Here is a 26,833-nt window from a genome sequence, read left to right as displayed (position 1 = left end):
CGTGGGTGTGCCGGCCCGTGCTCCTGAGCGGGCCGGGAACCAGCTCGTGTCGTGATCCCGTGTGCGTCTTCTCGCGGAACCTCCGCCCCGCCGGGTGCAGTCTGCCCGCGCGGAGCGCCGAGCACCAGTGCGCGCGGCACGCGGTCCGCGACCGTCCGGAGCACTCGCCCCATGCGCCCCCCTATCGGTGGACCCACCGTCCCCAGGACCTGCTTTGAGGCGTTCAAAGATGCGTTTATGCAGGTGAGGAGCGTGTGGAAGGTGTCTATGATCGAGGTGTCGGCCGCGTGCGGCGTTGCCGGCGCCCCGCACGAAGGAGCACGCCGTGACCACCCCCCAGTACCTGCGGACCGGCGCGACCCTCGACGTCGACCGCAGCGACACCGCCTTCCGCGGCTGGCTGAAAGAAGCCGTCCGCAAGGTCCAGGCCGACGCCAACCGCTCCGCCGACACCCACCTGCTGCGCTTCCCGCTGCCGGAGGGGTGGGGCATCGACCTCTACCTGAAGGACGAGTCGACCCACCCCACCGGAAGCCTCAAGCACCGGCTCGCCCGCTCCCTCTTCCTCTACGCCCTGTGCAACGGCTGGATCAGGCCGGACCGCCCGGTGATCGAGGCGTCCAGCGGCTCGACGGCCGTCTCCGAGGCCTACTTCGCCAAGCTGATCGGGGTGCCCTTCATCGCCGTCATGCCCCGCACGACGAGCGCCGAGAAGATCCGCCTGATCCAGTTCCACGGCGGACAGTGCCACTTCGTGGACGACTCGCGGAAGATGTACGAGGAGTCCGCCCGCCTCGCGGCCGACACCGGCGGCCACTACATGGACCAGTTCACCTACGCCGAGCGGGCCACGGACTGGCGCGGCAACAACAACATCGCCGAATCCATCTTCCGCCAGCTGGAGCTGGAGCGGTTCCCGGAGCCCGCCTGGATCGTCGCCACGGCCGGCACCGGCGGCACCTCCGCGACCCTCGCCCGCTACGTCCACTACACCCAGCACGACACCCGCATCTGCGTCGCCGACCCCGAGAACTCCTGCTTCTTCGAGGGCTGGACCACCGGCGATCCGGACGTCACCTGCGACTGCGGCTCACGCATCGAGGGCATCGGACGGCCCCGCATGGAGCCGAGCTTCGTGCCCGGCGCCGTCGACCGGATGATGAAGGTCCCGGACGCCGCCAGCGTCGCCGCCGTCCGCGCCCTGGAACGCGTCATCGGCCGCAAGGCCGGCGGCTCGACGGGCACGGGCCTGTGGAGCGCGCTGAAGATCGTCGCCGAGATGGTGGCCGAGGGCCGGCAGGGCAGCGTGGTGACCCTGTTGTGCGACCCGGGCGACCGCTACCTCGACAAGTACTACTCCGACGCCTGGCTCGCCGAACAGGGCCTGGACATCGGCCCGTACAGCGCGGCGATCGACTCCCTGCTGGCGACGGGGGTGTGGCCGGACTGAGGGGCACGGGGCCGCCCGCCTGCGCTCAGCCGTCCGCGCCCTCGGCGGCCTCACCGGCGACCACCAGTCGCCGCAGATGCTCGGAGACCTCCGCGCGGGCCGTGCCCGGCAGCCCGGCGTCCGTCACCAGCGTGTCGACCTGCTCCAGCGTCGCGAAGGAACTCAGGCCCACCACACCCCACTTGGTGTGGTCGGCGACCACCACGACCCGGCGCGCCGACTGCACCAGTCGCCGGTTGGTCTCGGCCTCCGCCAGGTTCGGCGTGGACAGACCGGCCTCGGCCGATATCCCGTGCACGCCGAGGAACAGCACGTCGAAGTGGAGCGCCGCGACGGCCTGATCGGCGACCGGCCCCACCAGCGAGTCGGACGGCGTGCGCACGCCGCCGGTCAGCACGACCGTCGCCGCGCCCTGCCGGGGACCCGAGGTGCGCTGCGCCATGTGGAAGACGTCCGCCACGCGCACCGAGTTGGTCACCACCGTCAGGTCCGGCACGTCCACCAGCCGGTGGGCCAGCGCGTACGTCGTCGTACCCCCCGACAGCGCGATCGCGCTGCCCGGCGCGACCAGCTCGGCCGCGGCCCGCGCGATGTCCTCCTTGGCGCTCAGCTCCAGGCCCGACTTGGCCTCGAAACCGGGCTCGTGGGTGCTCGCCTCCACGATCGGCACCGCACCGCCGTGCACCTTCTCCAGGACACCCTGACGGGAGAGCGCGTCGAGGTCGCGGCGCACCGTCATGTCCGACACGCCGAGCTTGCGGGTCAACTCGTTGACCCGGACACCGCCCCGGCGCCGGACCTCGTCGAGGATCAGTGCGCGCCGCTGCTCCGCGAGGAGGTTCTGATTCTCGCTCACGTACGCTCCGGTCCTCTCGACTCAAGCCGGCCCACTCCGTCCGACACGCCCGCGCACCTGCCGCGACAAGGACATTCTGCCGGTCGAGGGCCATGCGGGCGTCCCATCCTCGCACGGGCCGCCACCGGCCGTACCACCCCCCACCCGTCGCGGGCATGTCACAACCACGACACCCGGCGGTCCCGATCCCCACACGGAACGGGGATATCCGGTGACAACGCGTGCGCATCCGTCGCACAGCGGCGATCCTTGTGCCGCACGCACACGGAGCGACGGCGCGTCACGGGGGAAGTGCGAGAACAGTGGAACGTGCGCAGGAACGGACCTCGACCGGCCCGGCGGCCTCGGCCGCCCTGGAACTGCTGGTCCACGGCGTGGGCGGAGCCACGCCCGAGAAGATGCTGAACGATCCGCGCACCGTGCGGATCACCGGCGACGACACGGCCGCCGTGTACCGGCGCGAGGCCGACGTGGACGCCGAGACCGCGGCGGCCGGCGCACCGGGGGACCGGCCGGTCCCCGAGGCCTACGTCTGGTCCAACCTCACCTCCGGCAACGGCACCCGCGCCCTGTGGCTCCTGCTGCTGCCGTTCATGGTCGTCAACCTCGCCCACTGGATGCGTCCCGCCGCCCGGCGGCACATCCGCACGGTCCGCCTGTACGGGCTGCTGGTACGGCTCACCGGCCTGACCCTGACGGTCCTGCTCGTCGCCGCCGCCTGCGAGGTCGCCCTGGACCTGACGGCCTGGCAGTGCGCGGGCACCCGCGCCTGCGCCGAACGGCACACCTGGCTGGGCTTCCTGTCCCCGGCCGTCTCCGACGGCGGCTGGTGGAGCCGGCCCGGCCGCCGCCTCGCCCTCGCGGCCCTCGTCCCGACCGCCCTCACCGTCCTGCTCTGGTACCTGTCCCACCGCACCTGGCGGGCGTACGAGTCCCAGGAACCGCCGAACGCCCGGAGCGAACCCGAGGACGCGCCCGGTCCCACCGCCCTCGGCCGCCCCGGCTTCTGGTACGGGCGCCGCCTGGTCGCCCGGCTGCGCGCCGCCCACACCGCGGCCGGCCTGCTCACGGTGGCCGCCGCCGTCGGCACCGCCGCCGCACGCCAGGACCACGCGTCCGGCGGCACCGCCGTGCTCGACGCCCTCGGCCGGCTCCTGGAGGCCGCCCTGGCCGCCGGCGCGCTCGCCACGCTCTGGGTGGTGTGCCGCCGGGGCCGCAGCGAGCACCGCCTGGACCGCCGCCTCGACGCCCACCTCGTACGACGCCTGCCGCTGGCCGCCCTCGTCCTGCTCGCCCTCACCTTCGTGTACGCCGGGTGGGAACGCCCCGGCTGGCGATCGGCCGGCCGGCTGCCGGGGGACGCGTCCTTCGGAGCCGTCGCCCTCGTCCAGGGCGCGCTGGTGATCGCCCTCGCGGTCGTCGCCTCGATCCTGTACCGCGGTTCCGGGAGCGACCCGCGAGGCCGGGCCGCGCTGAAAGGCCTGGGCGGCCCCGCCGTCGCGATGCTCGCCTGCGCCCTCGGCAGCGTGATGTCCGGCGGAGTGTCCCAGCGCGTCTCGGACTGGCTGGACGGCACCGGCACCTTCCTCGCCGGACCACCGGTACTGCTGACCTGGCAGGCGTCCGTGATCCCGGCGGTGCTGCTCGTGCTGCTCGCCCTGTGCGCACTGCTCGCCCGGCGAGCCCTGCTGCTGGCCCGCTTCGAGCGGACCGCGGTGGCCCGCGAGTACGGCGCCGACCCCGGCGACCCGGCCCGCACCCAGCGCATCGCCCGCGCCCGCGCCATGGCCACGCTCACCGACCGGGCCCCGCTCCTCGTCGCCGTCACCTCCACCGCGACCCTGCTGCTCGGCGCCGGCGCGCTCGTCGGCGCCCTCGCCACCGGCAGAACCCCGCAGCGGGCCGCCGAGCACGCCCACCCCCTCGTCCACGGCGCGGCCCAGACCGGTCAGGCACTCGGCTCCTGGCTGATAGGGCTCGGCTTCCTCCTCTTCGTCACCTGGGGCCGGCGCGCCTACAAGGACGCCTCCGCGCGCCGCACCATCGGCATCCTCTGGGACGTCGGCACCTTCTGGCCGCGCGCCGCGCACCCCTTCTCCCCGCCCTGCTACGCCGAGCGCGCCGTGCCCGACCTGACCTGGCGCATGGCCACCTGGACCCGTGCCACCGGCGGACGCCTGGTGATCTCCGGCCACTCCCAGGGCAGCGTCCTCGCCGCCGCCGCGGCCTGGCAACTGAGCCCCGCCGACCGCGGCCGCGTCGCCCTCCTGACCTACGGCTCCCCGATCGAGCGCCTCTACGGCCGCTGGTTCCCGGCCCACTTCGGTCCCGCCGCGCTGAACGCCCTGCACGAGGACATCGACTGCTGGCGCAACCTCCACCGCCCCACCGACCCCATCGGCGGCCCGGTGCGGCTGTCCGGCGACGACTGCGGTCCCGAGGTCGACCGCGCGGCCCTCGCCGACCCCCTGGCCTACGGCCGCACCGACGCCCACCCCCTGCCCTCACCGATCCTGGGCCACTCCGACTACCAGGCGGACCCGGCCTTCGCCGAGGAACGCGAACGCCTGCTGTCCCGCCTGCGACCGGACCTCCCGGCCCAGCGCGCGCAGGCGCCGGCGGACGGCTGACGCCCCGTCCGGCGTGATCCGCCGGACGGGCCTCACGACAGCTCCGGCAGGTCCTCCGCGTACAGGAGGGTCAGGTCGTCCGTGCTCGGGTCCGGGAGGTGGGCGACGCGGCTCGCGTGACGCTCCACCATCGCCTCGAAGGTCTGGCGGGCGGTACGGCCGTTGCCGAAGGCGGCCCCCTTGGGGATCTCCGTGAAGTACTTCAGGAGCGCCTCCGGGGTGCCCGGCGCCAGCCGGTACTCGTGCTCCTCGGCCTGCTGCCCGACGATCCGCAGCAGTTCGTCGGGGCCGTAGTCGCCGAAGGTGATGGTCCGCGAGAAACGGGACGCCACACCGGGGTTGACCGACAGGAACCGCTCCATCTCGGCCGTGTACCCGGCGACGATCACCACCACGGCGTCCCGGTGGTCCTCCATCAGCTTCACGAGCGTGTCGATGGCCTCCTTGCCGAAGTCACGCCCGGCGTCCTCCGGGGAGAGCGCGTACGCCTCGTCGATGAACAGCACACCGCCGCGCGCCCGCTCGAAGGCCTCCTGGGTGCGGATCGCCGTCGAGCCGATGTGCTCGCCGACCAGGTCGACGCGCGACACCTCGACCAGATGGCCCTTCTCCAGGACGTGCAGCGCGGCGAGGATCTCGCCGTAGAGACGCGCGACCGTCGTCTTGCCGGTGCCGGGGGAGCCGGTGAAGACCAGATGCCGCTTGACCGAGGCCGCTTTCAGACCGGCCTGCTGCCGGCGCCGGCCCACCTCGATCATGTCGGTCAGGGCCCGCACCTCGCGCTTGACGCTCTCCAGGCCCACCAGGGCGTCGAGTTCGCCCATCACGTCCGTGGAGGTGCGCACCCGCCGCTCCGGCTCGGCCGCGACCGGTCGCTCCTCGGGCACGCCGGCACGCTGCGCGGGGAGCGTGCCGAGCAGCCCCGGCGAGGAGGGCGCCGTTTCCACGGCGGTCTCCCGCGCGCCCGGCGTCGGGACGCCGGCGCTCTCGTCGCTCGTGCAGTCCTCGACCAGCGGGCCGGAGCCGGCCGCGGCGTCCGGGCCGGCGTCCGCGAACTCGTACCCCCGCCGCGCGCAGCGCTCGGTCCGGCACTTGCGCAGCGTCGTACGGCAGCCGTCTATCACGTGGAAGCCGTACCCGCCGCTGTTGGTGACCCGGCAGTCCAGGAAGCTGCCGCGGCCGCCCGCCGAGACGTAGAAGCCGGCCTCGGCGGGGGAGTCGACAGTGCAGCGCTCCACCGTGGGGTCGGCGCCCTTGGTGACGATCACGCCGGTCTGGGTGGCGTCCACCGTGCAGTTGGCGAGCGTGCCGCCGCTGCCGTGGTCGCGGAACCAGGCGCCGGTCGCCGCGTCCCGGATCCGGCAGTCGTCGAGCTGGGCGGTCGCGCCGTCGCTGACCGACACGGCAGTGTTGCGCACCTGGAAGAGGTCGCTGTCGACGACGTCCGCGCGCGAACCGCGGTCGAGGACGAACAGGGCGTCCGGCACGTCGTGCACCCGGCAGGAGTCCAGGACCACGGTGGCGCCGTCGCTGACCCAGACCGCCGGGTAGTCGCCGGTGCTGTCGAAGATCTCGCACTGGTTGGCGTCGACCCGGGTGCCCGGGTCCCACACCGACAGGCCGTTGCGCCCGAACTGACGCACCGTCGTCCGCGTCAGCGTCAGGACGGAGCGCGAGCGCAGATCGACCGCGTTCTCCGGGATGTCGTGGATCCGGCAGTCGGCGAGGGTCAGCACGGCGTCCGTGTCGAGCGTGACCCCGTCGGCGGTGGTGCGGTGCACATCGCAGTCGGTGAGGTGCGCGGTGGCGCGGGCGGTGATCTGCACGCCGCTGCCCCGGACCTCGTAGACCTCGCACCCCACCGCCTCCAGGGCGGAGTTGTCGCCGGTCGCGCTCAGGCCGGCGCCGGAGGTGTGGTGCACCCGGCAGCGCTCCAGCCGCGGGTGGCCGCCTCCGTGCACGGCGACGCCGGCCTGTCCGGCCGCGACGACCTCGCACTCCTCGAAGACCCCGCCGCCGCCGTCGACCACGGCGATGCCGATGCCGGCGGGGTTGTCGACGGTGCACCGCCGGGCCGTGGGACGCGCGCCGCCGCGCACCTCGATGCCGGCCGCGGACCGCGTGACGATCCGCAGGTCCAGCAGTTCGGGCGTGCCCTCCTCGACGAGCACCGCGGGTGCCGTCGCGTCCTGGCCCTCCACGTGCAGGTCCTGCACCACGGCCGAGGCCCGCACGGTCAGCGGCACGCCGTCCACGGGCGCGATGCGGACGGAGCCGGGGGAGCCCTCGGGGCCGCGCAGGGTCACCGCACGCTGCACGACGAGGTTCTCCCGGTAGGTGCCGGGAGCGATGGTGAGCACGTCGCCCTCGGCCGCGGCCTCCAGGGCGGCGGCGAGCGACGCGTACTCACCCGTGCGGCGCCGCCACCTCGATGTGCCGGTGTGCGTCACCTGGACCGTGCCCTGTGCCATGGCGTTGCTGTGCCCCCACCTCGGTCTTGCTGATCACTCGGTCGTCCGCAGGTGTGCGCCGGCCGTGCCGCACCCCTGCGCCTCCCTCGCGCGCGGGTCGATGCCGAATGCTCGGCCGGTCCACCGTAGCGTGCGCGCGGGCGGTGGGTTGACCAGAGGCGGAAGGCCGTCAGCTGCCGGTGCCGGTGCGGCCCCAGTCCGGGCCCGCGCGTCCCCACGCCTGGTCCCAACGGGCGTACCGGCGGCGGACCAGCTGCCGGACGGCGAGTCTTCGGACCCCTTCGACGACGCCCGCGGCGAGCAGGGCCGCGCCGGCGCCGGCGAGGACGGCGTGGAGGGTCACGGTGGCGGAGTCCAGGGGGCGGCCCACCGGACGGCCGTGCGGGTCGGTCCACAGGGCGAAGTGGTCGCCCCGGTGGGGCGAGGTGAGGCCGGCGAGGACCGCGCCGTGGTGCGGGGTGCCGTCGGGAGCGGTCCAGTCGGCGACCACACGGGTGCGGCCGTCCCACCCGGAGACGCCCTCGGGATCGGCCTCCGGCGGTGAACCCCCGAGCTCGCGCACCACGGTTGCCGGGACCTGGTGGCGGGAGAGACGCTGATCGCGGACGGTGTGCTGCAGGGCGTCCTGCGCGACGGCTCCCACGAGGGAGCCGACGACGGGCGCCACGAACAGGATCAGGAGCAGGGCCGTCAGCGCCACCCAGGCCTCGACCAGATCCGTCGTACGGCGCAACGGATTGTGCCGCCAGCGCCAGAGTCCACCGATCGCTCGCACCACCGGCCCCCTTCCCGCTCCGTGGTAACCCCCCCCGCGGAGCCGTTCACGCGCGGATCGGGGCGAAGAGGGAGGGGAACCACCCGCGGCCGCGACCTCTCATGAACGTCTCACGGAGACCACAACGGCCGAAGGACGGGCGGAGGTTCCCCGGGGCGGCACGTCCGGGTCCCCGCCGGGACGCCGGCCCGCGCCGCGTCCTCAGTCCACGACGGTGACCGGGTCGCCCACCCTGACGGTGCCGCGGGAGAGGGGCACCAGGTTCTGTCCGAAGACCAGCCTGCCGTCCAGCCGCCGATGCCGTCCCAGCGTGTGGAGGGGTTCCCTGCCGCGCTCCGCGGTGCTCTGGTCGGTGGTGGTCACCACGCACCGGCCGCACGGCTTGGCGACCCGGAAACCGACCTCGCCGATGGTCAGACGCGACCAGCCGTCCTCGGCCCACGGCTTCGTGCCCGTCACCACCACGTTCGGCCGGAAGCGGTTCATCGGCAGTGGTCCCTCCGCGGCGTGCTCGCCCCGCGCGATCAGCGAGTTGAGGGCGTCGAGCGAGGCGACGGTGGTGACCAGCAGCGGGTACCCGTCGGCGAACGAGACCGTCTCCCCGGGCAGTCCGTACTCGGGGTCGACGGCGCGTCGCGTCGCGGGGTCGTCCATGTGCACCAGGCGCACGTCGGCGCCGAGATGGGCGCTGCACCAGGCGTGCGCGGCCTCGTCGGCGAGGACCCCCTCCACCTTGTCGCGGAAGATCTCCAGCGGGACCGTTCCGGCCGGCTGCGGCACGGAGACGGTCAGCGGCGCCAGACCGGGCGCCGACAGACGCAGGCCGCCGCCGGGCAGGAGCTCGGCGGCGGCCTGTGCGAGGCGCGGCTGCTGACGCTGGGTGACGACCTTTCCCCCGTGGTCGATCAGCACCCAGCGTCGGTCCCCGGCCAGTCCCCAGGGCTCCACTTCGGCCTCCCGGGGCGCCTGGCCCCGGAACGCCTTGACCGGATGGACGTGGATCGACAGCAGCTCGGCATTCCCCATGGCCTCATCCTGCCAGGTGGCGGCGACTGCCCCCGGGGCGGCTCAGTACCCGCGGTACTGCTGGTTGGTCTGGTACGGGTCCTGGTACTGGGGCGCGGCGGGCCGGGGAGCCGCGGGGCGCATCGCGTCGTACCCCGTGCCGGGGCCGGCGGGACGCGGCTGCTGCATCTGCGGGCCGGGGTAGCCGCGCGGCGCGGTGGCCTGCGGCGGGATGTAGGCGGCCGGCGCCTGCTGCAGCGGAGCGGGCTGCTGCGCCTGCGGGTAGCCGTAGCCGTACGAGGACGGGGCCGCCGGGAGGGCGGGCAGTGCCGACGGCAACGCGGGCAGGCTGCTGCCCGTGTCGTAGGCGGCGGGGACCCGGATCGGGGCGATCTGCGGGGTGCCCCGCTCGGCCACGAGCGAGTCGTAGATCGGGGTGTCCGGGAAGGAGGCGGAGTAGTAGCCGCCACCATAAGTGGAGCGGGGGGAGGTCATGGCACATAAGTTAAGCCCACGATGTGCTGGTTGGGGAGACCGATAAGAGGGTTGTTTTCCTCGTCGGCGGTGACTCCGGATACTCAATGCGAGCGAACTTGGCAAAAAGGGGCAGTAATCATGGCTCGGATCGTGTAAAGGCCGAGTTCCTGGTGGGTTACCGGCGGTTGGCCAGGGATCTCGTGACCCCGCGGGTGGGCGTTCCCGGTCCGTGTGAATAGGTTGGCGGGCAGACGACCCGAAGGGTGCCGGAGCGCACGGTCCGGCCGGTGAAGGTGAGGGGGAAAGGCATGTCCATGCCGAAGGGATCGAATGTTCCGGTGCCGACGACGGCGCTGCGGGTCGAGGTGGGCCGCCGGTCGGGGCCGGGCGTCCCCGACGCGGACGCCTCGGCCCTGCTGCTGGTCGCCGGGAAGGTCCGTTCGGACGCCGACTTCGTCTTCTACAACCAGCCGGCCCACTCCTCCGGCGCGGTCCGGCACGAGGGCAAGCGGGACCTGGGCGGCAGGGTGACCGACACCCTGCTCGTCGACCTCGCGCGCGTGGAGCCCGCGATCGAGACCGTCGTCCTGGCCGCCTCGGCGGACGGCGGCACCTTCGGGCAGGTGCCCGACCTCGCCGTCGAGGTGCGGGACGCGGGAGGGAACACGGTGGTGGCCCGGTACGACGCCACGGGCGCGACCGTCGAGACCGCCTTCGTGCTCGGTGAGTTCTACCGCCGCCAGGGCGCCTGGAAGTTCCGCGCCGTCGGCCAGGGCTACGGCAGCGGCCTCGAAGGCCTGGCCACCGACTACGGGATCACCGTCGACGAACCGCAGCACGCCGCACCACGGGGCGCCGCGCCGCGGCCGGTCACCGCGCCGGCGCCGCCGCCCGCGCCGCCGGTCACGCCGGCCTTTCCGGCCACCGTGCCCCCGCCCGTCCACGCCGCCCCGACCCCGCCCCCGCCTTCGGCTCCGCCCGCGGCCCCGGTCCGCCTCACCAAGGTGACGCTCACCAAGGCCGCTCCGTCGGTGTCGCTGACCAAGCAGGGCGGCACCTCGGGCGTCATGCGGGTGAACCTCAACTGGGAGGTGCGCAAGCAGTTCTCCAGGTGGGGCAGCAAACGCGGCCGCGCGGTCGCGCTCCACAACGACCTCGACCTCGACCTGTGCGCGCTGTTCGAGCTGGCCGACGGACGCAAGGGGGTCGTCCAGGCCCTCGGCAACGCCTTCGGCGCCCTGCACCAGCCGCCCTACATCCTCCTCGACGGCGACGACCGCACGGGCGCCGTGGCCACCGGGGAGAACCTCACGATCAACCTCGACCACAAGAACGCCTTCCGGCGCCTCCTCGTCTTCGTGACCGTCTACGAGGGCGCCCGCTCCTTCGCCGACCTGCACGCCACGGTGACGTTGCAGCCGCAGTTCGGTGCCGCGATCGACTTCTCCCTGGACGAGTGCACCGTCCCCTCGACCGTGTGCGCGCTCGCGCTGATCACCCGCAGCGGCGACGACCTCGTCGTCCGGCGGGAGGCCCGCTACCTGGTGCCCGAGCGCGGGGTGAGCCCGCAGCGGACCGTGGACCACGCCTACGGCTGGGGCATGAACTGGACACCCGGCCGCAAGTAGGCCGCGGCAGCGGGCTCAGCCCTCGTCGGCCACCGTGTCCGGACGGGCGTAGGTGCGGCCCTTCCAGGCCGCCCCCCGCCCCCGGTGGTGCTGGACCGCGGAATCCACCGTCATCAGGAGGTAGAGGAAGGCGGTGAACGGCAGCAGCGGGGCGAGCCACGGAGGCTGACGGTGATAACGGAGCATCGGGAGGTACGTCCCCGTCATCACCAGCCACGCGAGGCCGCCCGGCACCGCGACGGCCGGGACGGCGAGGGCGAGCCCGCCGAGCAGCGCGAGCGGTGGCACCAGGTAGACCAGGGCGAGCCCCAGCACCGTGCCGAGCAGCAGCAGCGGGTTGTGCCGCAGCTGCGCGTAGGCGCTGCGCGAGACCATCCGCCACAGGTCGTGCAGCCCCGGGTACGGGCGCACGCTCTCGACCCGGTCGGCCAGGCCCAGCCAGACGCGGCCTCCCGACCCCTTCACCGCACGCGCGAGCGCCACGTCGTCGATGACGGCGTGCCGGATGGACTCCGGGATCCGGGCCCGCCCGGCCGCCTCCGCGCGCAGCAGGACGCAGCCACCCGCCGCGGCCGCCGTCCGCGTCCCGGGCCGGCCGATGCGGCGGAAGGGGTACAGCTGCGCGAAGAAGTAGACGAACGCCGGCACCACCAGCCGCTCCCACACGCTCTCCACCCGCAGCCGCGCCATCTGGGAGACGAGGTCGAAACCGCCGGCGCGCGCCGCGGCGACCAGCTCCCGCAGGCTGTCGGGCGCGTGCGCGATGTCGGCGTCCGTCAGGAGCAGGTACTCGGGTCCACGCGCGCGGGCCAGCGCGATGCCGTGCCGCACCGCCCACAGCTTCCCCGTCCAGCCGGGCGGTGGTTCGCCCGGCGAGTCCACGGTCAGCGGCAGTCCGCCGTGCCGCCGGGCCAGCTCGCGCGCCAGCTCCCCGGTGCCGTCGGAGCTGCCGTCGTCCACCAGGAAGACCTCCGCCCGCCCCGGGTAGTCCTGCGCGAGCAGCGACGGCAGACCGGCGGGGAGCACCGCCGCCTCGTCCCGCGCGGGGACGACCACGCAGACCGACGGCCACCCACCGGCCCCCGCGGGCTCCGCGCGCGGGGGCAGCCGGACGTCCGTGCGCCAGAAGAAGCCCTGACAGAGCAGCAGCCACAGCCAGGCGGCGAGAGAAACGGCGGAGATCCACACGACGGCGCTCACGCGCGCAGTCTGCCCCACGGGAGCGGGCCCCAGGAGCACATCGTCTATCGTGGCCGGGTGAAGATCGCGCTCATGGACTCCGGAATCGGGCTGCTGGCGGCCACCGCCGCGGTACGGCGCCTGCGCCCCGACGCGGATCTGGTGCTCTCCCTGGACCCCGACGGCATGCCCTGGGGCCCGCGCACGCCCGAGGACCTCACCGCGCGCGCGGTCGCGGTCGCGCAGGCCGCCGCCGCCCACCGGCCCGATGCCCTGATCGTCGGCTGCAACACGGCGACCGTGCACGCGCTGCCCGCCCTGCGGGCCCGCCTCGAACCGGGCATCCCGGTGATCGGGACCGTGCCCGCGATCAAGCCCGCCGCGGCTGGCGGCGGCCCCCTCGCCATCTGGGCCACCCCCGCCACCACCGGCAGCCCCTACCAGCGCGGCCTCATCGACGACTTCGCCGACGGTGTCACGGTGACCGAGGTGCCCTGCTGGGGGCTGGCCGAGGCCGTGGAGCACGCCGACGAGGCGGCGATCGACGCGGCGGTCGCCGCGGCCGCCGCGCTCACCCCCGACGAGGTGACCACCGTCGTCCTGGGCTGCACCCATTACGAACTGGTCGCCGAGCGCATCCGCGCCGCCGTCCAGGGCGCCGGCCGCCCGCCGCTCGTCCTGCACGGATCGGCCGGTGCCGTGGCCGCCCAGGCGCTGCGCCGCATCGGCTCCCGCCCCGAGCCCGCGGCCCGGGCCCTCGGCGCGGTGACGGTCCTCCTCAGCGGCCGCGAGGGCGCGCTGCCCGCGCCGGCGCTCGCCTACGCGGAGGGCCGGCTCCTCCAGGAGGCCAGTCCCGCCCGCTGACCGCGGACCACCGCACGGACGCGCGGTCCGCCCGTCGTCCGGCCGGCCCAGTCCCCCTCCGCGACACGGTACCGGCGGAGCGAAACCTGGGTAACCTCATGAAGATGAGGGACCACCACCCCCACGAGGAGACCGCCCGGCATCCCGACGTGTGGCACGGGCGGGCCACCAACCGGTTCCAGTGGCTGCTCGCGCTCGGCGGGGCGGCCTGCATGGCACTCGGCATCGAACTGGCGGTCGAGTCGGCGTGGACCTCCTCCATCGCGCCGCTCGCCATGGCCGTGGTCGGCTGCATCGCCGCGGGAATGCTCGTGCTCTTCGGCACCATCGCCTTCGTCCACGTCGACCTGAAGCTCGACGAGGACTCCCTGGAGGTGCGCTGCGGGCACATCGGCGTGCCGCGCCGCCGCATCCCGCTGACCCATGTCGCCGGAGCCGACTTCGAGCCGCACGTCACCCCGCGCCACTGGGGCGGCTGGGGCTACCGCTGGCGCCCCGAGAAGGGCACCGCCGTCGTCGTACGGCGCGGGGAGGGCGTGGTCCTGCGGCTCTGGGACGGGCACACGTTCACGATCACCGTGGACGACGCGGAGTCCGCCGTACGGGTCATCCGGGCGCGCCTGAGGCAGGGCACCCCGGACGCGACGCACTGACGCGCCCGCACCGGCTCCGGCGCGCCCGCTCCGGCGCACCGACTCGGACGGCCGGCCGTCGCGGGAACGCAGGTCCCTTCCCGGGCGGGGCGCGACCGCGTCCGGCCCCGGTCCGACGGCGAGCGGACGGGCCGTGGCCGGACCCGCCGGCAGACCCGCGCCGGCCGAGACCGCGGTGGGCACCGCCTCACCGTGACGGCCGCCGGGCGGTCCGGTCACGAGTCGTGCGGGAGGCACCGGCGGACCGTGCTGTCGGCCGAAAGACGACCCGCCGTACACTCCCGGAGTGACCGTCACCGCTACCTCCGTGGACCGGCCGGACCAGCTGGAGCCCCCGATCGCGCCGTCGCGCGGCGCACGGCTCCTGCGTCTGGTCCCGGCAGCCACCGCGGCACTCTCCGGAGTGCTCCTCTACGTCAGCTTCCCGCCGCGCACCCTGTGGTGGCTGGCCCTGCCCGCCTTCGCCCTCCTCGGCGGGGTGCTGCGCGGCCGGAGCTGGAAGGCGGGACTCGGTCTCGGATACCTCTTCGGCCTCGGCTTCCTGCTGCCGCTGCTGGTGTGGACGGGCGTCGAGGTGGGCCCCGGCCCCTGGATCGCGCTGGTGCTCATCGAAGCGGTCTTCGTCGCGCTGGTCGGCGCGGGGATCACCGCGGTGTCGAAACTGCCGGCCTGGCCGGTGTGGGCGGCGGCGGTCTGGATCGCCGGCGAGGCGGCCCGCGCGCGCGTGCCCTTCCGCGGCTTCCCCTGGGGCAAGGTCGCATTCGGCCAGGCGGACGGCGTCTTCCTGCCGGTGGCCGCGCTCGGCGGCACCCCGGTCCTCGGTTTCGTGGTCGTCCTGTGCGGTTTCGGCCTCTGCGAGGCCGTCCGCACGGCGCTGGAATGGCGCCGCACGCGCGAGGTGCGGCGGTCGGCCGCCGCGGTCGCGCTGATCAGCATGGCCGTCCCGGCCCTGGCCGCGGTGGCCGCCCGTCCCCTGGTCAGCGACGAGGCCGAGGCGGGCACCGCGACGGTCGCGGTCATCCAGGGCAACGTGCCCCGCCTCGGACTGGACTTCAACTCCCAGCGCCGGGCCGTCCTCGACTACCACGCGCGCGAGACGGAGCGGCTGGCCGCCGAGGTCGGGGCCGGCAAGGTGGACCGGCCCGACTTCGTGCTGTGGCCGGAGAACTCCTCCGACGTCGACCCCTTCGCCAACCCGGACGCCGCCGCCGTCATCGAGCGGGCGGCCGCGGCGATCGACGCGCCCATCTCGGTCGGCGGCGTCGTCGAACGCGACGGCAAGCTGTACAACGAGCAGATCCTGTGGGACCCGGACAAGGGCGCCACCCAGACCTACGACAAGCGGCAGGTCCAGCCCTTCGGCGAGTACCTCCCGCTGCGCTCCCTCATCGGCGCCGTCAACGACGAGTGGACCTCGATGGTCCACCAGGACTTCAGCCGGGGCTCCGAGCCCGGCGTGTTCGAGTTCGGCGACGCCCGGGTCGGCCTCGCCACCTGCTACGAGGCGGCCTTCGACTGGGCCGTGCGCGACACCGTCACCCACGGCGCGCAGCTCATCTCGGTGCCCAGCAACAACGCCACCTTCGACCGCAGCGAGATGACCTACCAGCAGCTGGCCATGTCGCGCGTGCGTGCCGTCGAGCACAGCCGGACCGTCACCGTGCCGGTGACCAGCGGGGTCAGCGCGATCATCATGCCCGACGGCAGGATCAGCCAGAGGACCGGCATGTTCGTCGCGGACTCCCTGGTCCAGAAGGTCCCGCTGCGCTCCTCCCGGACTCCCGCCACGAAGCTCGGCGTCCTGCCCGAGATCGCCCTCCTGCTCGTCGCCGCCGGCGGCCTCGGCCTGGCGATCGGGGCCCGGGTGCGCGGGCGGCGCGCCGGTGGCGTGTGACCGTACGCCCGGCGAGCGCGTCCCTCACGCGCGCGGTGCCGCCGCGGCGCCTCGTTAGGGTCGGTCCATGCCTACTCCTGACTTCATCCGTGAGATCCGGGCCGTCGCGGGCCACCGGCTGCTGTGGCTGCCCGGAGTCACCGCCCTCGTCTTCGACGACACGGGCCGCGTGCTGCTCGGCCGTCGCTCGGACACGCGCGCGTGGGCGGTGATCGGCGGCATCCCCGACCCCGGGGAGCAGCCCGCCGTCTGCGCCGTGCGGGAGGTCTTCGAGGAGACCGCGGTGCGGTGCGTGGTCGAACGGGTCGTCCTCGTCCAGGCGCTGGAGCCGGTCGCCTACGACAACGGAGACGTCTGCCAGTACATGGACATCACCTTCCGCTGCCGTGCCGTGGGCGGTGAGGCCCGCGTCAACGACGACGAGTCGCTGGAGGTGGGCTGGTTCGCGGTGGACGCCCTGCCCGACCTCGACGAGTTCGCGCTCTTCCGGATCAAACAGGCACTGTCGGACGAGCCCACATGGTTCGACTCCATGAGTTCCAGCTGAAGTGTGGGGGCGGAGCACATGGGGTGAGGCGGCGGCGCTGCCTAAGGTCACAGACATGACCACGCCCCACGCCGCTTCTGGTCCCCCCGCCCCCTCCCTCGACCTCCACGGTCGCGTCGCCCTCGTCACCGGCGCCGCCGGCGGTATCGGCCGCGCATGCGTGCTGCGGCTGGCGGCCGCCGGAGCCAAGGTGCGCGCGGTCGACCGGGACGCCACGGGCCTGGAGACGCTCGCCGAGAGCGCCGCGGGCCTGCCGGGCGTCGTCGAGCCCCACGTCCTGGACCTCACGGACCTCGACGCCGCCGAACTCGCGGCCGCCGGCACCGACGTCCTGGTCAACAACGCCGGCCTGCAGCTGGTGCGCCCCCTGGAGGAGTTCCCGCCGGACGTCTTCCACACGGTCCTCACCGTCATGCTCGAGGCGCCGTTCCGCCTCATCCGCGGCGCCCTGCCCCACATGTACGGGCAGGGCTGGGGCCGCATCGTCAACATCTCCTCCGTGCACGGGCTGCGCGCCTCGCCCTACAAGTCGGCGTACGTGGCCGCCAAGCACGGGCTCGAGGGCCTGTCCAAGACGGCCGCCCTCGAAGGCGCGCCGCACGGTGTCACCTCCAACTGCGTGAACCCCGCCTACGTGCGCACCCCGCTGGTCGAGAAACAGCTCGCGGACCAGGCGCGGGCGCACGACCTGCCGCCGGAGCGCGTCCTGGCCGAGGTGCTCCTGCGGGACAGCGCGCTCAAGCGGCTCATCGAACCGGAGGAGGTCGCCGACGCCGTCGCCTACCTGTGCGGCCCCGGGGCGTCCTTCGTGACCGGGACCTCCCTGGTCATGGACGGAGGCTGGACGGCGCACTGACCTGCCGGGCGAGCGGCGGGCACGGAGTCATCCACAGGCCTGACGGGTCGGCCCGGTGATGAGGAATCCTGTGAGCATGTCCCGCGATCACGTGGAGCCGGTCGAGCGCTCCGTCAGCGATGCCGAGGCCGCCGCGCACCGTACCGAGGCGGTCCCGGGCGTGCCCGGTGCGGCGGGCGCGCCCGGTGGTCCCGGCGGTGCCGAGGCGCCGTTCCTGGAACTGCTCGCCCGCGGCGCGTCCGCCGAGGCCTACGACCGGCCGGTGCTGCTCGCGCGGGCCGAAGGGCTGCCGGCCGAGCGGATCGCCGCACTCGAACACGCCAAGCGGCTGGCGCTGCGGGTGCGCTCCGAACTGGAGGGCCGCCGACGGCGGGAGGCCGAGCTGTCGGCGCTCTTCGAGACGGCCCACGACCTGGCGGGCCTGCGCGACGTGGACGCCGTCCTCCAGGCGATCGTGCAGCGGGCCCGCTCCCTCCTCGGCACCGACGTCGCCTACCTCAGCCTGAACGACCCGGCCAGGGGCGACACCTACATGCGGGTCACCGAGGGCTCGGTCGCCGCCCGCTTCCAGCAGTTGCGCCTCGGCATGGGGGAGGGCCTCGGCGGGCTGGTCGCCCAGACGGCCCGCCCGTACGTCACCGACGACTACTTCCGCGACGACCGCTTCCGGCACACCACGAGCATCGACGCGGGCGTGAGCGACGAGGGCCTGGTCGCCATCCTCGGCGTCCCGCTGATGCTGGGGGCCAACGTCATCGGGGTGCTGTTCGCCGCCGACCGGCGCGCCCGGGTCTTCGAGCGCGAACAGATCGCCCTGCTCGGCTCCTTCGCAGCCCTGGCCGCGGCCGCCATCGACACCGCCAACCTCCTCACCGAGACCCGCTCGGCGCTGGCGGGCCTGGAGCGCGCCCACGAGATCATCCAGGACCGCAGCGCCGTCATCGAGCGTGCCTCCGACGTCCACGACCGGCTCGCCGAGCTGGTCCTGCGCGGCGGCGGGGTCCACGACGTGGCGGCGGCCGTCTCCCAGGTCCTGGCCGGCACGGTCGACTTCACCGAGGCCGGCACGGCCCCCGCCGCGGCGCTGGAGACGTCCCGCGCGGAAGGCCACGCCGTGCGGCACGAGGACGACTGGATCGCCGCCGTCACCGCGGGCGGCGAACTGCTCGGCGCCCTCGTCCTGCGCGGCCACCCCGGCCTCGACCCCGTCGACCAGCGCACACTGGAGCGGGCCGCGATGGTCACCTCCCTGCTGCTGCTCGCCAGGCGCTCCGCCGCGGAGGCCGAACAACGCGTCCGCGGCGAGCTGCTGGACGACCTGCTCGACGCCCGCGACCGCGACCCGCGCGTGCTGCGTGAGCGTGCCTCCCGGCTGCGTGCCGACCTCGACGCCACCCACGTCGTCCTCGCCGCGCGACTGGAGGCGGACGCGGCCGACGCCGACCAGGAGGCGGCCGCGCGGCGGCGGCTGTGGTCGGCCGCCTCCCACCTCGCGGCGACCCGGCACGGCCTGGCCGCCGCCCGGGACGGCGGCACCGTCCTGCTGCTGCCGCTGGCACCGGGCGACACCGCCACGGAGCTGGCCCACCGCACCGCCCGCCATCTGGGCACCGCCGTCCACGAAGCGGTCACCGTGGGCGCCTCAGCGCCCGTCCGCGGCCCCGCCGCCCGCCCCGACGCGGTGGTCGCCGCCTACGAGGAGGGCCGCCGGTGCGTCGAGGCACTGCGGCTGCTCGGCCGCTGCGGTGACGGGGCGGCAGCCGACGACTTCGGATTCCTGGGACTGCTGCTCGCCGGCGACCGGGACGTGGCGGGCTTCGTGGAGCGCACCATCGGCGAGGTCGTCGCCTACGACGAGCGACGCGGCACCGATCTGGTGCGCACCCTCGACGCGTACTTCGCCTGCGGGATGAGCCCGGCCCGCACCAAGGACGACCTGCACGTCCACGTCAACACCGTGGCCCAGCGCCTGGAGCGCGTGGCCCGCCTCCTGGGCGAGGACTGGCAGAGCCCCGCCCGCGCCCTGGAGATCCAGCTCGCCCTGCGGCTGCACCGGCTGGCGGCCCGCATACCGAACTGACCTCCGTACTCCCCGGAGGGGGCACGGAGGTCGGTTCGGGGCCGGGGAGCAGCCGGGGATCAGAGGACGCGGGCGTCCTCCGTCCGGGCCGCCTGGTCCCGCACCTCGGTGGCGGCGTCCAGGGCACCCAGGTCGCGGTGACGGGTCTCCTTGGCCACGCCCACGGCGACGACCGTCAGCAGCGACGCGGCGATCACGTACAGGGCGATCGGCGTGGAGCTGTCGTAGTCGGCCAGCAGCGCGGTGGCGATGAGCGGGGCCGGAGCACCGGCCGCGACCGAGGCGAACTGGGCGCCGATGGAGGCACCGGAGTAGCGCATCCGGGTCGCGAACATCTCCGAGAAGAAGGCCGCCTGGGGCGCGTACATCGCGCCGTGCAGGACCAGTCCGACGGTCACGGCGAGGACGAGGTCGCCGAAGCCGCCGGTGTCGATGAGCGAGAAGAAGGGGAACATCCACAGTCCGATGCCGACCGCGCCCAGCAGGTAGACGGGGCGCCGGCCCACCCGGTCGGAGAGCGCGCCCCAGGCCGGGATCACCGCGAAGTGCACGGCGGAGGCGATGAGCACGGCGTTGAGGGCGGTCTGCCGGGAGACCCCGGCCGAAGTCGTCGCGTACACGAGGATGAACGCGGTGATGACGTAGTAGGAGATGTTCTCGGCCATGCGCGCGCCCATCGCGACGAGCACGTCGCGCCAGTGGTGCCGCAGCACGGCGACGAGCGGAAGCTTCTCGGCGGCGGCCGCCTCCGTCGACTTCCGGGCCTCCGCGTGCGCCAACGCCTCCTTGAACACGGGGGATTCATCGACAGAGAGACGAATCCACAGACCGACGATCACCAGCAGGCCGGAGAGCAGGAACGGTATCCGCCAGCCCCAGTCGCCGAAGGCGGCGTCCGAGAGCACGGCGGTGAGGAAGGAGAGCACACCGGTCGCGAGCAACTGCCCCGCCGGCGCCCCGGTCTGCGGCCAGGAGGCCCAGAACCCGCGCCGCCGCGCGTCCCCGTGTTCGGACACCAGCAGGACGGCCCCGCCCCACTCACCGCCGAGCGCGAAGCCCTGCACCAGACGCAGCACGGTCAGCAGCACCGGAGCGGCGGTGCCGATGGTCGCGTGCGTGGGCAGCAGCCCGATCGCGAAGGTCGCCCCGCCCATCATCAGCAGACTGAGCACCAGCAGCTTCTTGCGCCCGAGCCGGTCCCCGTAGTGCCCGAAGACCAGTGCCCCGAGCGGACGTGCCGCGAACCCCACGGCATACGTCAGGAAGGACAACAGCGTGCCGACGAGGGGATCGGAGCCCGGGAAGAACAGCTTGTTGAAGACGAGCGCGGCGGCGGAGCCGTACAGGAAGAAGTCGTACCACTCGATGGTGGTGCCGATGAGGGACGCGGCGACGATGCGCTTGAGGTTGTTCGGGGCTGGTGGAGCGGCTGCGGGCGACGACATCGGCACCACTTCCTGGGGTGTGACGGGGACGTTTGCGTATCGCCACACCGTAGGAATCCGCAGGTCAGGCGCACATGTGGTGGGGCAACATAGTTCGAGGGTCAGCTATGCGTGCGGCCACCATGCCGACTCACGGAAAGGCGGTTCAGACGCAATACCGGCGACTTTGGTGGTTTCTGGTCGTCGGGTGGGTTGCGTCAAGACCGGGTCAGGTGGAGTCGTCGGGGGTTGATCGGTTCTCGGATCGGATCGCGTTGGGGGCGCTGACGCAGGGGTTTCCGCCGGAACTGGTCGACGCGGTGGTCGCCGGGTGCGCAGGATCGAACAGCGGACGCGGCCGCTGCCGGCACGGGTGGTGGTCTACTTCGTCCTGGCGATGTGTCTGTTCTTCGGGCAGGGCTGTGAAGAAATGGCCCGGCTTCTGGTTCAAGGGCTGGAGCGCGAAGGCCGGTGGGTGAAGACCTGGCGGGTGCCCACGACGGCGGCGATCGGCCGGGCCCGTCTGCGGCTTGGGCCGGAGCCGTTGGGGGCCCTGTTCGCGCGGGTGTGCCGGCCGGTGGCGGTCGCGCGAACGCAGGGGGCCTGGTACCGGCAGTGGCGGCTGGTCGCGGTGGACGGCACGGTTTTCGACGTTCCGGACACCGCAGCGAACGCCCAGTTCTTCGGGCGTCCCGGTACCAGCCGTGGGCAGGGCCGCAGCGCATGTCCGCAGGCGAGGGTGGCGGCCCTGGCCGAGTGCGGCACTCATGCCGTGTTCGCGGCCGAGGCCGGACCGCTCAAGGTCCACGAGACCGCCCTGGCCCAGCGGCTGCTGCCCGTGCTGACGAAGGGCGTGCTGGTGCTCGCCGACCGGGGCTTTCGCGGTCTCGACCTGTGGCGTGCTGCGAAGGCGGACGGCGCGGACCTGCTGTGGCGGGTCCGCAGTGTCGTGGTGCTGCCGGTCCTGGAAACCCTCGCCGACGGCTCCCACCCCCGCGTGATCAAACGCAAGATGTCTGGAAACACTGTGCGACGTCTGGCCCCGTCGCAAGCCGCCCAGGCGGAGCAACGCAGATTCCAGCAGCGTGGCGGCCGACGCCGACAGGCCCCCGGAGCCCACGGCAGACCCTTGCTCTCCAACGCCGACCGCGTCCTGGTCACCGTGATCTGCCTGCGCCGCTTCTGTTCTTCCCAGAAGGTTCTGGTCGATCTGCTCACCATCAACGCGGTCACCATCCGCAACGCCATCGACGACGCCCGTCCACTCCTCGACCAGGACCAAAGCGTCGTGACACCTGCAGGACGGCGCGTCACCACAGCCACCGGGGTACTCAAGTTCGTCACGGCAGAAGGTGAAACACCAGCTTGATTCTTTACCGCTTCACTTTGTCCGCAACATCTTCGTCGTGATCCCGAAAGGCTCGGCAGAGAGGGACGCGGCGACGATCCGCACCGTCTTCGCCCACCCCACCGCGGACGCGGTCCGCACCCGGCTCGACACCGTCGCCGACATGCTCGGCCGGCGGCGCTTCCGCCGACGGTCGCAGCGAACGGGGCCCACATGGCGGTTGCTCCTGTGCGATCCGTGCGGGGGTGGAAGGTCTCGGTGCGATGAAGGGCGGTGGGCGGCGGCTGTCGCGCCGCCGCCCACCTCGCGGAACTACCTCGTTTCGACCATGGCCATCGGGTCTTCACCGTTCTCCAGGGCATTCACCGCGTTCTTCCAGGACGGGTCGGCCGAGTAGAGCTGGCTGCGCAAGTAGGCCCACACGAGAGCCCGCAGAGTCGCCACGCGCTCGGGATTCTCATCGTCCGTCTCTGCCGCGTCGTATCCGGATATGCCGCCGAAGATGTGACCGGCGCCGTACATGGTCACCATGGTTTTGTTGCCGCCGGGGCTGGCCGAGTAGGCGTCAGCACGGTAGCTGAGCCGATCGGAGAAGTTGGGGTTGAGGTCCTGATCGCCCACGATGATCAGGCCGGTGCCTGTCATCTGCTCGAAGTCGGTGTAATACAGCACCGGGTAATTCGTCTTGGCCCACTCGGCGAAGTGCTCGTCGTTGCCGATGCCCGGGGCTCCGATGAGCACTCCCGCCTTGACACGGGAGTCGGAGAGGTCCTTCGGCCGGTCGTCGTCCGGGTCCAGCATCTGGGCTCCGAGGAGGAGGGAGACGGTGTTGCCGCCCAGGGAGTGTCCTACGGCACCGACACGGTCCCTGTCGATCCGCCGTTCGGCAAGACCGGGGACGGCGGCCTCGATGTCGTCGAGGCGGTCGAGGATGTTGTGCATGTCGGTGGCGCGGTCACGCCAGAACAGGGGCGCGTCCTTGAGGTCGGTGTCGCGCAGACCGAGGGCCGTCGAGTCCAGGTGGGTCGGCTGGATGACCGCGAACCCGTGGGCGGCGAAGAAGTTCGCCAGCGGCCCGTAGCCGTTGTAGGAGGACAGAAAGTTCGCCAGCCCATGCCCGTGGGACAGGAGGATGAGCGGCAGATCGGTGCCGGTCGCGGGGATCGACACCTTGACCTCCAGCGGCACGGGCCGGCCGGGAACGTCGAGGGTGACCGGGTGGTAGGTGAGGACGGGTTGCGACGCGTTGACCGGGATGTCGGCGGCGTCGCTGTACGGCTTGCTCATCGGAGCCCTTTCGAGATCGGTGTTGACATAGCGCCTGTCGTAACTGGCGGTAGGCATGGAACTGGCGGTCGTGGCCACGAGCCTGATGGGCCAGGAACGGCCGCCCGGCGCCTGGATCGGTGTGGACGGTGATCTCCGCAGCGGTGCACAGATCTCGCCAGGTGTTCGTCCCGCGGTCTGACGGCAGGGGGAGGGCGACTGGCTCAACCACCGACTGTCATGCCTCCCTGGCCCGACGGATGCACTTGTCTTGCCGGGAACTGTAAGATCAACTGAACGAGCCGAACTAGGGCGAAAGTGCCATGACTGAGTCCGCAATCGATGGACGTCGCAGAAGAGCACGGTTCGGAGTCGAGAGCCTGGTTGTGCACGCTGCCGATGGTGACTTCCCGACCGCTGTGAACGGCGGGTACACCGTCAAGATCACGCATGGCGGCTCCGCACCCCCTTTTCAGTACCTCGGGCGAACCCAGAGTCCCCCTGTTCCTGGCGCGGTGACGGTGATCGAGCCCCATGAGGTCGTGAGCTGCCTCGAACAGGACAAAGCCACCTCTGACGGCCGGGCCGTCGTGCAACTGATGTTCCTCGACGCCGATCTCATGCCGGTCGGCACAGGCCGGCCGCGCTTTCACGAGGTGACCTATCCGGACCGCAGCCTCTTCAACGGCATTGCTGCGCTGCACAGGGGTCTAGCGCACGGCGAGGACGACTTGGATCTCGAGTCGTCGCTGATCAGCTTGCTGAACGTCCTGCTCACCAGGCATGCGGATGCTCCCGGCGCAGCGAGTCCGACACTTCGTCCTCGAGCGCTTCGTCACGTACGAGAGATGCTCCACAGTCAACTGGACTCCAACATCAAGCTCGACGACCTCGCGGCAGTCGCCGGTTGCAGCAAACGTCATCTGATCAGGAGTTTCCAGCAGGCTTACGGGGCTCCACCGCACCATTACCGGACCCTGTTGCGCTTGGCCGGCGCCAAGTCCATGCTGGCAGCCGGACGATCCGTGGCAGAGACCGCCGCCGAGCTCGGTTACTGCGACCAGAGCCAGCTCAACCGGCACTTCCGGCGGCGGTTCGGCATGAGCGCAGGCGGTTATGCCAGGACCGCGCGGTAGACCTGCGATGTCTTGGCTCAACTGCCACCTTGCCGACCCCGATGGGAAAGCGCTGACCGGTGGGCCGGGTCACGTCCGCCGGAGTGGTGTACGGTGCCGTGCCCGAGCCGAGGGGACGTCGGCCAATAGTTCAAGGGTGTCCTATGGAGGCATCTGCTCTCTCAAGGGCTCTCCTCGTCGTCCTTTTTCGGCAGCACCCGCAGGGCCATCACGGTGCCGTCGTCGCCGAAGGAGACGGGACCCCACAGCGGGGCCGTGGTGCTGGTCGGGTAGGTGTCGCGTAGCTCGTACGCCTGGTTCCGGTATGCCTCCACCTGTCCTTTGACCAGCAGGTCGTACAGTTCCTCGGCCATCCCTGAGAACGCCTCGACGCGGATCCGGTTGAGTCGGAACACTTGATCGGTTCCGACGTAGACCGTCGGGCCTATCTTGTGCCGCGCGTCCCGGACGCTGGACGAACCGGCGAAGGTCTGCTGCTTGTGGTGTTTGTGGCCCTGCTTGTCGGTCAGGTACTGGGCGATTTCGGTGCCGGCCCCGGCGAAGGCCAGCTGGGCTGCGGCTCCGGTGCGCGCGAGCAGCCGGCCGTACCAGTCGAGCTCCTTGTGGGGGATGAGGAACCCGTCCTGGATCCGTTCTCTGTGCTCGTCGGCAGGTACCTTCACCGCGCCGGCGTACGCGAGGTTCCGTTCCGACAGCACTGCGTCCGCACTCCCTCGCCCTGAAGCCGGCCTCGCGAGCAACAGTCCCCCGCCCGGCGCCTGCAGGGCGTTGACGGTGATGCCGTCCGGCGCGAGCAGTTCGGTGGACATCAGGAGACACGGCGTGGTGTTCCACTCGGCGAGGTGGAAGTGCTCGGCGCGCTCGCTGCCCCTGGCCAGCTGCTTGAACGCTGAGCGGTCAGCCTTGGCGGTGCGCCCGGTGGCCTTCTGGTGGTTGCCGTTGACCGTCACCACGAAGACGTGCGACGGCTCGCCCGGGCGCCACGCTTCGATGAAGAAGTCGGGCCGCGGCCGGGCGCCCAGGGACGGCCGCGGGCCGGAGCGCGCGAAGCCCGTCAGAAGTACGGCTTCCGCGTCCAGCGTGGAGACCATGTGGCCCGGGAAACGGTTCCGGACGGTGCGTTCGGCGACGGCGAGTCCGAAGGCTCGGCCCAGTTCCCGTGCCTGCATGGCCCTGTAGGAGAGTTCCGGGCTCTGGCCCTCGTCGGTGAGGGCCATGCGGCCGCTGGGATTGGTGGCCACGGCCTGGCAGTACTTCAGTCCTTGTCAGTGTTCGGCCAGTCCTCTGCCGCGTCCCTGACGGGCGAGGGTGGTGGCTCGCGCGAAGACGCCCAGCAGGTCCCAGGGGGTGGAGACGAGATCCTGTCGGTCGGCGTCTCGTAACGGTCCGAGTTCAGGTTTACGGGGACTCGGTTCCTTCTCGTCCTGCTTCCGTGCGCGTTGTCGATCGATGGCCGCGGCCGCCTTGTCCGTGTCCGTGACCAGAGTGGCGGTCGAGTTGATACGGACGGGGACCGTTGTGCTGAGCCGGTCGAGTACCTCTTCCGCAGATGCTGACATGGCCCGGCACCGTACGGGCGCACGCAAGTGCGCACAGGCGCTCGCGTCGCCTCAGCGAGACGGGCACGATCGTCGGTCCGCCAGGCAGGTCAGGAGGACGAAGCCACCGTGTCGTGAGGTGCACCTCGCCTGCTTCGGCGATGCGTACGGCGTTGTCCCTCATCGGACGGTCGGCTTATCCCTGTCGGCTCAGGCTGTCGGTGACACCGGGCAACCATGGCGGAGGCCGTCGGGGGCGGGGGAGCGCGCTGCGACACAGGTCGGCCGGCACCGAGTCGACAGGCCACGGACCCTGTGCTGGTTCCGTGCTGACCTCGAAGGCCGGAATCACACCGAGCCGGTCGGCGGCCTTGCGTCCGTTCCCGGCGTCCAGGGCTCCGATCCAGACCGTCCGGCCCGCCTGGACGAGTCGGCGGGCGATCTCGTGACCGAGGAGGCCCCTGTTGCCGCCGGTGATCAATGTGGTGGCCACGCCGTGTCTCTCCTGTGCGTGTCGTCGGAGCGGGTGCTCCCGGAAAGCGGTCACCGGGAGCACCCGAGGGATCGGTTCGCGGCGGTGCGCTCCGTCGACGCCGACGTCGGCGGGCGGCCTGCTCCAGGGCCTCTCGTTTGGATCAGGCCGGGCTCGCAGGCCCCGGTGCCGCACCCCGCCGCGTCGTCGTCGGTCGCCAGGGCTCCGCCCTGACTCCCTCCTCCGCCTCGCGAGGCACGGCACCGGACCCCGCTCCCCGATCC

At 72.6% G+C, this 26,833-nt stretch carries 21 protein-coding genes and 3 pseudogenes; 13 read left to right on the top strand and 11 right to left on the bottom strand.

The annotated features are described in order from the left end of the window. Positions 1–325: 325 nt before the first annotated feature. On the top strand, positions 326–1,450 hold the full coding sequence (gene cds1 / locus ACZ5FU_RS31025; protein WP_451527506.1) for an L-cysteine desulfhydrase Cds1: 1,125 nt from the start codon (positions 326–328) through the stop codon (positions 1,448–1,450). A 25-nt stretch (positions 1,451–1,475) separates the two neighbouring features. Here cds1 and ACZ5FU_RS31020 read toward each other — a convergent pair whose 3' ends face one another. Beyond that, on the bottom strand, positions 1,476–2,306 hold the full coding sequence (locus ACZ5FU_RS31020) for a DeoR/GlpR family DNA-binding transcription regulator (RefSeq protein ID WP_451779958.1): 831 nt from the start codon (positions 2,304–2,306) through the stop codon (positions 1,476–1,478). A gap of 302 nt (positions 2,307–2,608) precedes the next feature. Here ACZ5FU_RS31020 and ACZ5FU_RS31015 point away from each other — a divergent pair, with 302 nt between their 5' ends. Then, the gene (locus ACZ5FU_RS31015) at positions 2,609–4,936 is read left to right on the top strand and encodes a hypothetical protein (protein WP_469047518.1); all 2,328 of its coding nucleotides are present in this window, start codon (positions 2,609–2,611) and stop codon (positions 4,934–4,936) included. A 32-nt stretch (positions 4,937–4,968) separates the two neighbouring features. Here the strand turns inward: ACZ5FU_RS31015 and ACZ5FU_RS31010 are convergent, their stop codons facing one another. From ACZ5FU_RS31010 to ACZ5FU_RS30995, 4 genes are all read right to left on the bottom strand, one after another. Beyond that, the gene (locus ACZ5FU_RS31010) at positions 4,969–7,407 is read right to left on the bottom strand and encodes a right-handed parallel beta-helix repeat-containing protein (RefSeq protein ID WP_468645185.1); all 2,439 of its coding nucleotides are present in this window, start codon (positions 7,405–7,407) and stop codon (positions 4,969–4,971) included. 169 nt (positions 7,408–7,576) lie between these two features. Beyond that, on the bottom strand, positions 7,577–8,182 hold the full coding sequence (locus ACZ5FU_RS31005) for an Rv1733c family protein (protein WP_468645183.1): 606 nt from the start codon (positions 8,180–8,182) through the stop codon (positions 7,577–7,579). 201 nt (positions 8,183–8,383) lie between these two features. After that, positions 8,384–9,208: an MOSC domain-containing protein gene (locus ACZ5FU_RS31000; RefSeq protein ID WP_451527501.1), complete on the bottom strand. Its 825-nt coding sequence runs from the start codon at positions 9,206–9,208 to the stop codon at positions 8,384–8,386. A 42-nt stretch (positions 9,209–9,250) separates the two neighbouring features. Next, positions 9,251–9,682 carry a DUF6643 family protein gene (locus tag ACZ5FU_RS30995; RefSeq protein ID WP_451527500.1) on the bottom strand — a complete coding sequence of 144 codons (432 nt, stop codon included), beginning with the start codon at positions 9,680–9,682 and terminating at the stop codon, positions 9,251–9,253. Positions 9,683–9,978: 296 nt separating this feature from the next. Between ACZ5FU_RS30995 and ACZ5FU_RS30990 the strand changes: the two genes are divergently transcribed. Beyond that, a complete protein-coding gene (locus ACZ5FU_RS30990; RefSeq protein WP_451527614.1) occupies positions 9,979–11,292 on the top strand; it encodes a TerD family protein in 1,314 nt (437 codons plus the stop codon). A gap of 15 nt (positions 11,293–11,307) precedes the next feature. On the opposite strand, the gene ACZ5FU_RS30985 is transcribed toward ACZ5FU_RS30990, so the two are convergent. Then, entirely contained in the window at positions 11,308–12,510 is a 1,203-nt protein-coding gene (locus tag ACZ5FU_RS30985; protein ID WP_451779964.1) for a glycosyltransferase, read from the bottom strand. A 39-nt stretch (positions 12,511–12,549) separates the two neighbouring features. Here ACZ5FU_RS30985 and ACZ5FU_RS30980 point away from each other — a divergent pair, with 39 nt between their 5' ends. From ACZ5FU_RS30980 to ACZ5FU_RS30955, 6 genes are all read left to right on the top strand, one after another. After that, positions 12,550–13,335: a glutamate racemase gene (locus tag ACZ5FU_RS30980; RefSeq protein WP_451527498.1), complete on the top strand. Its 786-nt coding sequence runs from the start codon at positions 12,550–12,552 to the stop codon at positions 13,333–13,335. Positions 13,336–13,439: 104 nt separating this feature from the next. After that, on the top strand, positions 13,440–13,988 hold the full coding sequence (locus ACZ5FU_RS30975) for a hypothetical protein (protein WP_451527497.1): 549 nt from the start codon (positions 13,440–13,442) through the stop codon (positions 13,986–13,988). A 286-nt stretch (positions 13,989–14,274) separates the two neighbouring features. Beyond that, on the top strand, positions 14,275–15,882 hold the full coding sequence (gene lnt, locus ACZ5FU_RS30970) for an apolipoprotein N-acyltransferase (protein ID WP_468646980.1): 1,608 nt from the start codon (positions 14,275–14,277) through the stop codon (positions 15,880–15,882). Positions 15,883–15,949: 67 nt separating this feature from the next. Further along, a complete protein-coding gene (locus ACZ5FU_RS30965) occupies positions 15,950–16,429 on the top strand; it encodes an NUDIX hydrolase (RefSeq protein WP_451527495.1) in 480 nt (159 codons plus the stop codon). A gap of 55 nt (positions 16,430–16,484) precedes the next feature. Beyond that, positions 16,485–17,285, top strand: coding sequence for a 3-hydroxybutyrate dehydrogenase (locus ACZ5FU_RS30960; protein WP_451527494.1), 801 nt, complete (start codon positions 16,485–16,487; stop codon positions 17,283–17,285). Between the two features lie 76 nt (positions 17,286–17,361). Next, complete coding sequence (locus ACZ5FU_RS30955) at positions 17,362–19,365, top strand: helix-turn-helix domain-containing protein (protein WP_451527493.1); 2,004 nt, start codon at positions 17,362–17,364, stop codon at positions 19,363–19,365. 59 nt (positions 19,366–19,424) lie between these two features. Here the strand turns inward: ACZ5FU_RS30955 and ACZ5FU_RS30950 are convergent, their stop codons facing one another. Continuing rightward, positions 19,425–20,810 (bottom strand): MFS transporter, encoded by a 1,386-nt coding sequence (locus tag ACZ5FU_RS30950; RefSeq protein WP_451527492.1) that lies wholly within the window; start codon positions 20,808–20,810, stop codon positions 19,425–19,427. 310 nt (positions 20,811–21,120) lie between these two features. Here ACZ5FU_RS30950 and ACZ5FU_RS30945 point away from each other — a divergent pair. From ACZ5FU_RS30945 to ACZ5FU_RS30935, 3 pseudogenes are all read left to right on the top strand, one after another. Continuing rightward, a pseudogene (locus tag ACZ5FU_RS30945) lies at positions 21,121–21,816 on the top strand (IS4 family transposase); the annotation flags it as partial. Between the two features lie 6 nt (positions 21,817–21,822). Then, positions 21,823–22,033, top strand: a pseudogene (locus ACZ5FU_RS30940) (ISAzo13 family transposase); the annotation flags it as partial. A 135-nt stretch (positions 22,034–22,168) separates the two neighbouring features. Continuing rightward, positions 22,169–22,315: pseudogene (locus ACZ5FU_RS30935) on the top strand (IS256 family transposase); the annotation flags it as partial. Between the two features lie 134 nt (positions 22,316–22,449). On the opposite strand, the gene ACZ5FU_RS30930 reads toward ACZ5FU_RS30935, so the two are convergent. Further along, positions 22,450–23,424: an alpha/beta hydrolase family protein gene (locus ACZ5FU_RS30930; RefSeq protein ID WP_451530177.1), complete on the bottom strand. Its 975-nt coding sequence runs from the start codon at positions 23,422–23,424 to the stop codon at positions 22,450–22,452. Positions 23,425–23,918: 494 nt separating this feature from the next. Between ACZ5FU_RS30930 and ACZ5FU_RS30925 the strand changes: the two genes are divergently transcribed. After that, positions 23,919–24,539 (top strand): AraC family transcriptional regulator, encoded by a 621-nt coding sequence (locus ACZ5FU_RS30925; RefSeq protein WP_451530176.1) that lies wholly within the window; start codon positions 23,919–23,921, stop codon positions 24,537–24,539. Positions 24,540–24,700: 161 nt separating this feature from the next. Here the strand turns inward: ACZ5FU_RS30925 and ACZ5FU_RS30920 are convergent, their stop codons facing one another. The 3 genes from ACZ5FU_RS30920 to ACZ5FU_RS30910 all read right to left on the bottom strand — a co-directional run bounded on the left by ACZ5FU_RS30920 (position 24,701) and on the right by ACZ5FU_RS30910 (position 26,570). Next, a complete protein-coding gene (locus ACZ5FU_RS30920; protein ID WP_469047515.1) occupies positions 24,701–25,780 on the bottom strand; it encodes a hypothetical protein in 1,080 nt (359 codons plus the stop codon). A gap of 24 nt (positions 25,781–25,804) precedes the next feature. Beyond that, positions 25,805–26,098 carry a hypothetical protein gene (locus tag ACZ5FU_RS30915; protein ID WP_469047514.1) on the bottom strand — a complete coding sequence of 98 codons (294 nt, stop codon included), beginning with the start codon at positions 26,096–26,098 and terminating at the stop codon, positions 25,805–25,807. A gap of 175 nt (positions 26,099–26,273) precedes the next feature. Beyond that, positions 26,274–26,570: a hypothetical protein gene (locus tag ACZ5FU_RS30910; protein ID WP_469047512.1), complete on the bottom strand. Its 297-nt coding sequence runs from the start codon at positions 26,568–26,570 to the stop codon at positions 26,274–26,276. Positions 26,571–26,833: the final 263 nt, after the last annotated feature.

This window comes from Streptomyces sp. NPDC031554 (genome assembly GCF_055580685.1).
This window is presented reverse-complemented; position numbering and strand designations above follow the sequence as displayed.

Coding starts and splice junctions, on each gene's coding strand:
- ACZ5FU_RS31010 (WP_468645185.1), bottom strand. CDS start 7,407: ATGGCACAGGGCACGGTCCAGGTGACGCACACCGGCACATCGAGGTGG.
- ACZ5FU_RS31000 (WP_451527501.1), bottom strand. CDS start 9,208: ATGGGGAATGCCGAGCTGCTGTCGATCCACGTCCATCCGGTCAAGGCG.
- ACZ5FU_RS30995 (WP_451527500.1), bottom strand. CDS start 9,682: ATGACCTCCCCCCGCTCCACTTATGGTGGCGGCTACTACTCCGCCTCC.
- ACZ5FU_RS30990 (WP_451527614.1), top strand. CDS start 9,979: ATGCCGAAGGGATCGAATGTTCCGGTGCCGACGACGGCGCTGCGGGTC.
- ACZ5FU_RS30975 (WP_451527497.1), top strand. CDS start 13,440: ATGAGGGACCACCACCCCCACGAGGAGACCGCCCGGCATCCCGACGTG.
- ACZ5FU_RS30965 (WP_451527495.1), top strand. CDS start 15,950: ATGCCTACTCCTGACTTCATCCGTGAGATCCGGGCCGTCGCGGGCCAC.
- ACZ5FU_RS30960 (WP_451527494.1), top strand. CDS start 16,485: ATGACCACGCCCCACGCCGCTTCTGGTCCCCCCGCCCCCTCCCTCGAC.
- ACZ5FU_RS30955 (WP_451527493.1), top strand. CDS start 17,362: ATGTCCCGCGATCACGTGGAGCCGGTCGAGCGCTCCGTCAGCGATGCC.
- ACZ5FU_RS30950 (WP_451527492.1), bottom strand. CDS start 20,810: ATGTCGTCGCCCGCAGCCGCTCCACCAGCCCCGAACAACCTCAAGCGC.
- ACZ5FU_RS30930 (WP_451530177.1), bottom strand. CDS start 23,424: ATGAGCAAGCCGTACAGCGACGCCGCCGACATCCCGGTCAACGCGTCG.
- ACZ5FU_RS30915 (WP_469047514.1), bottom strand. CDS start 26,098: ATGTCAGCATCTGCGGAAGAGGTACTCGACCGGCTCAGCACAACGGTC.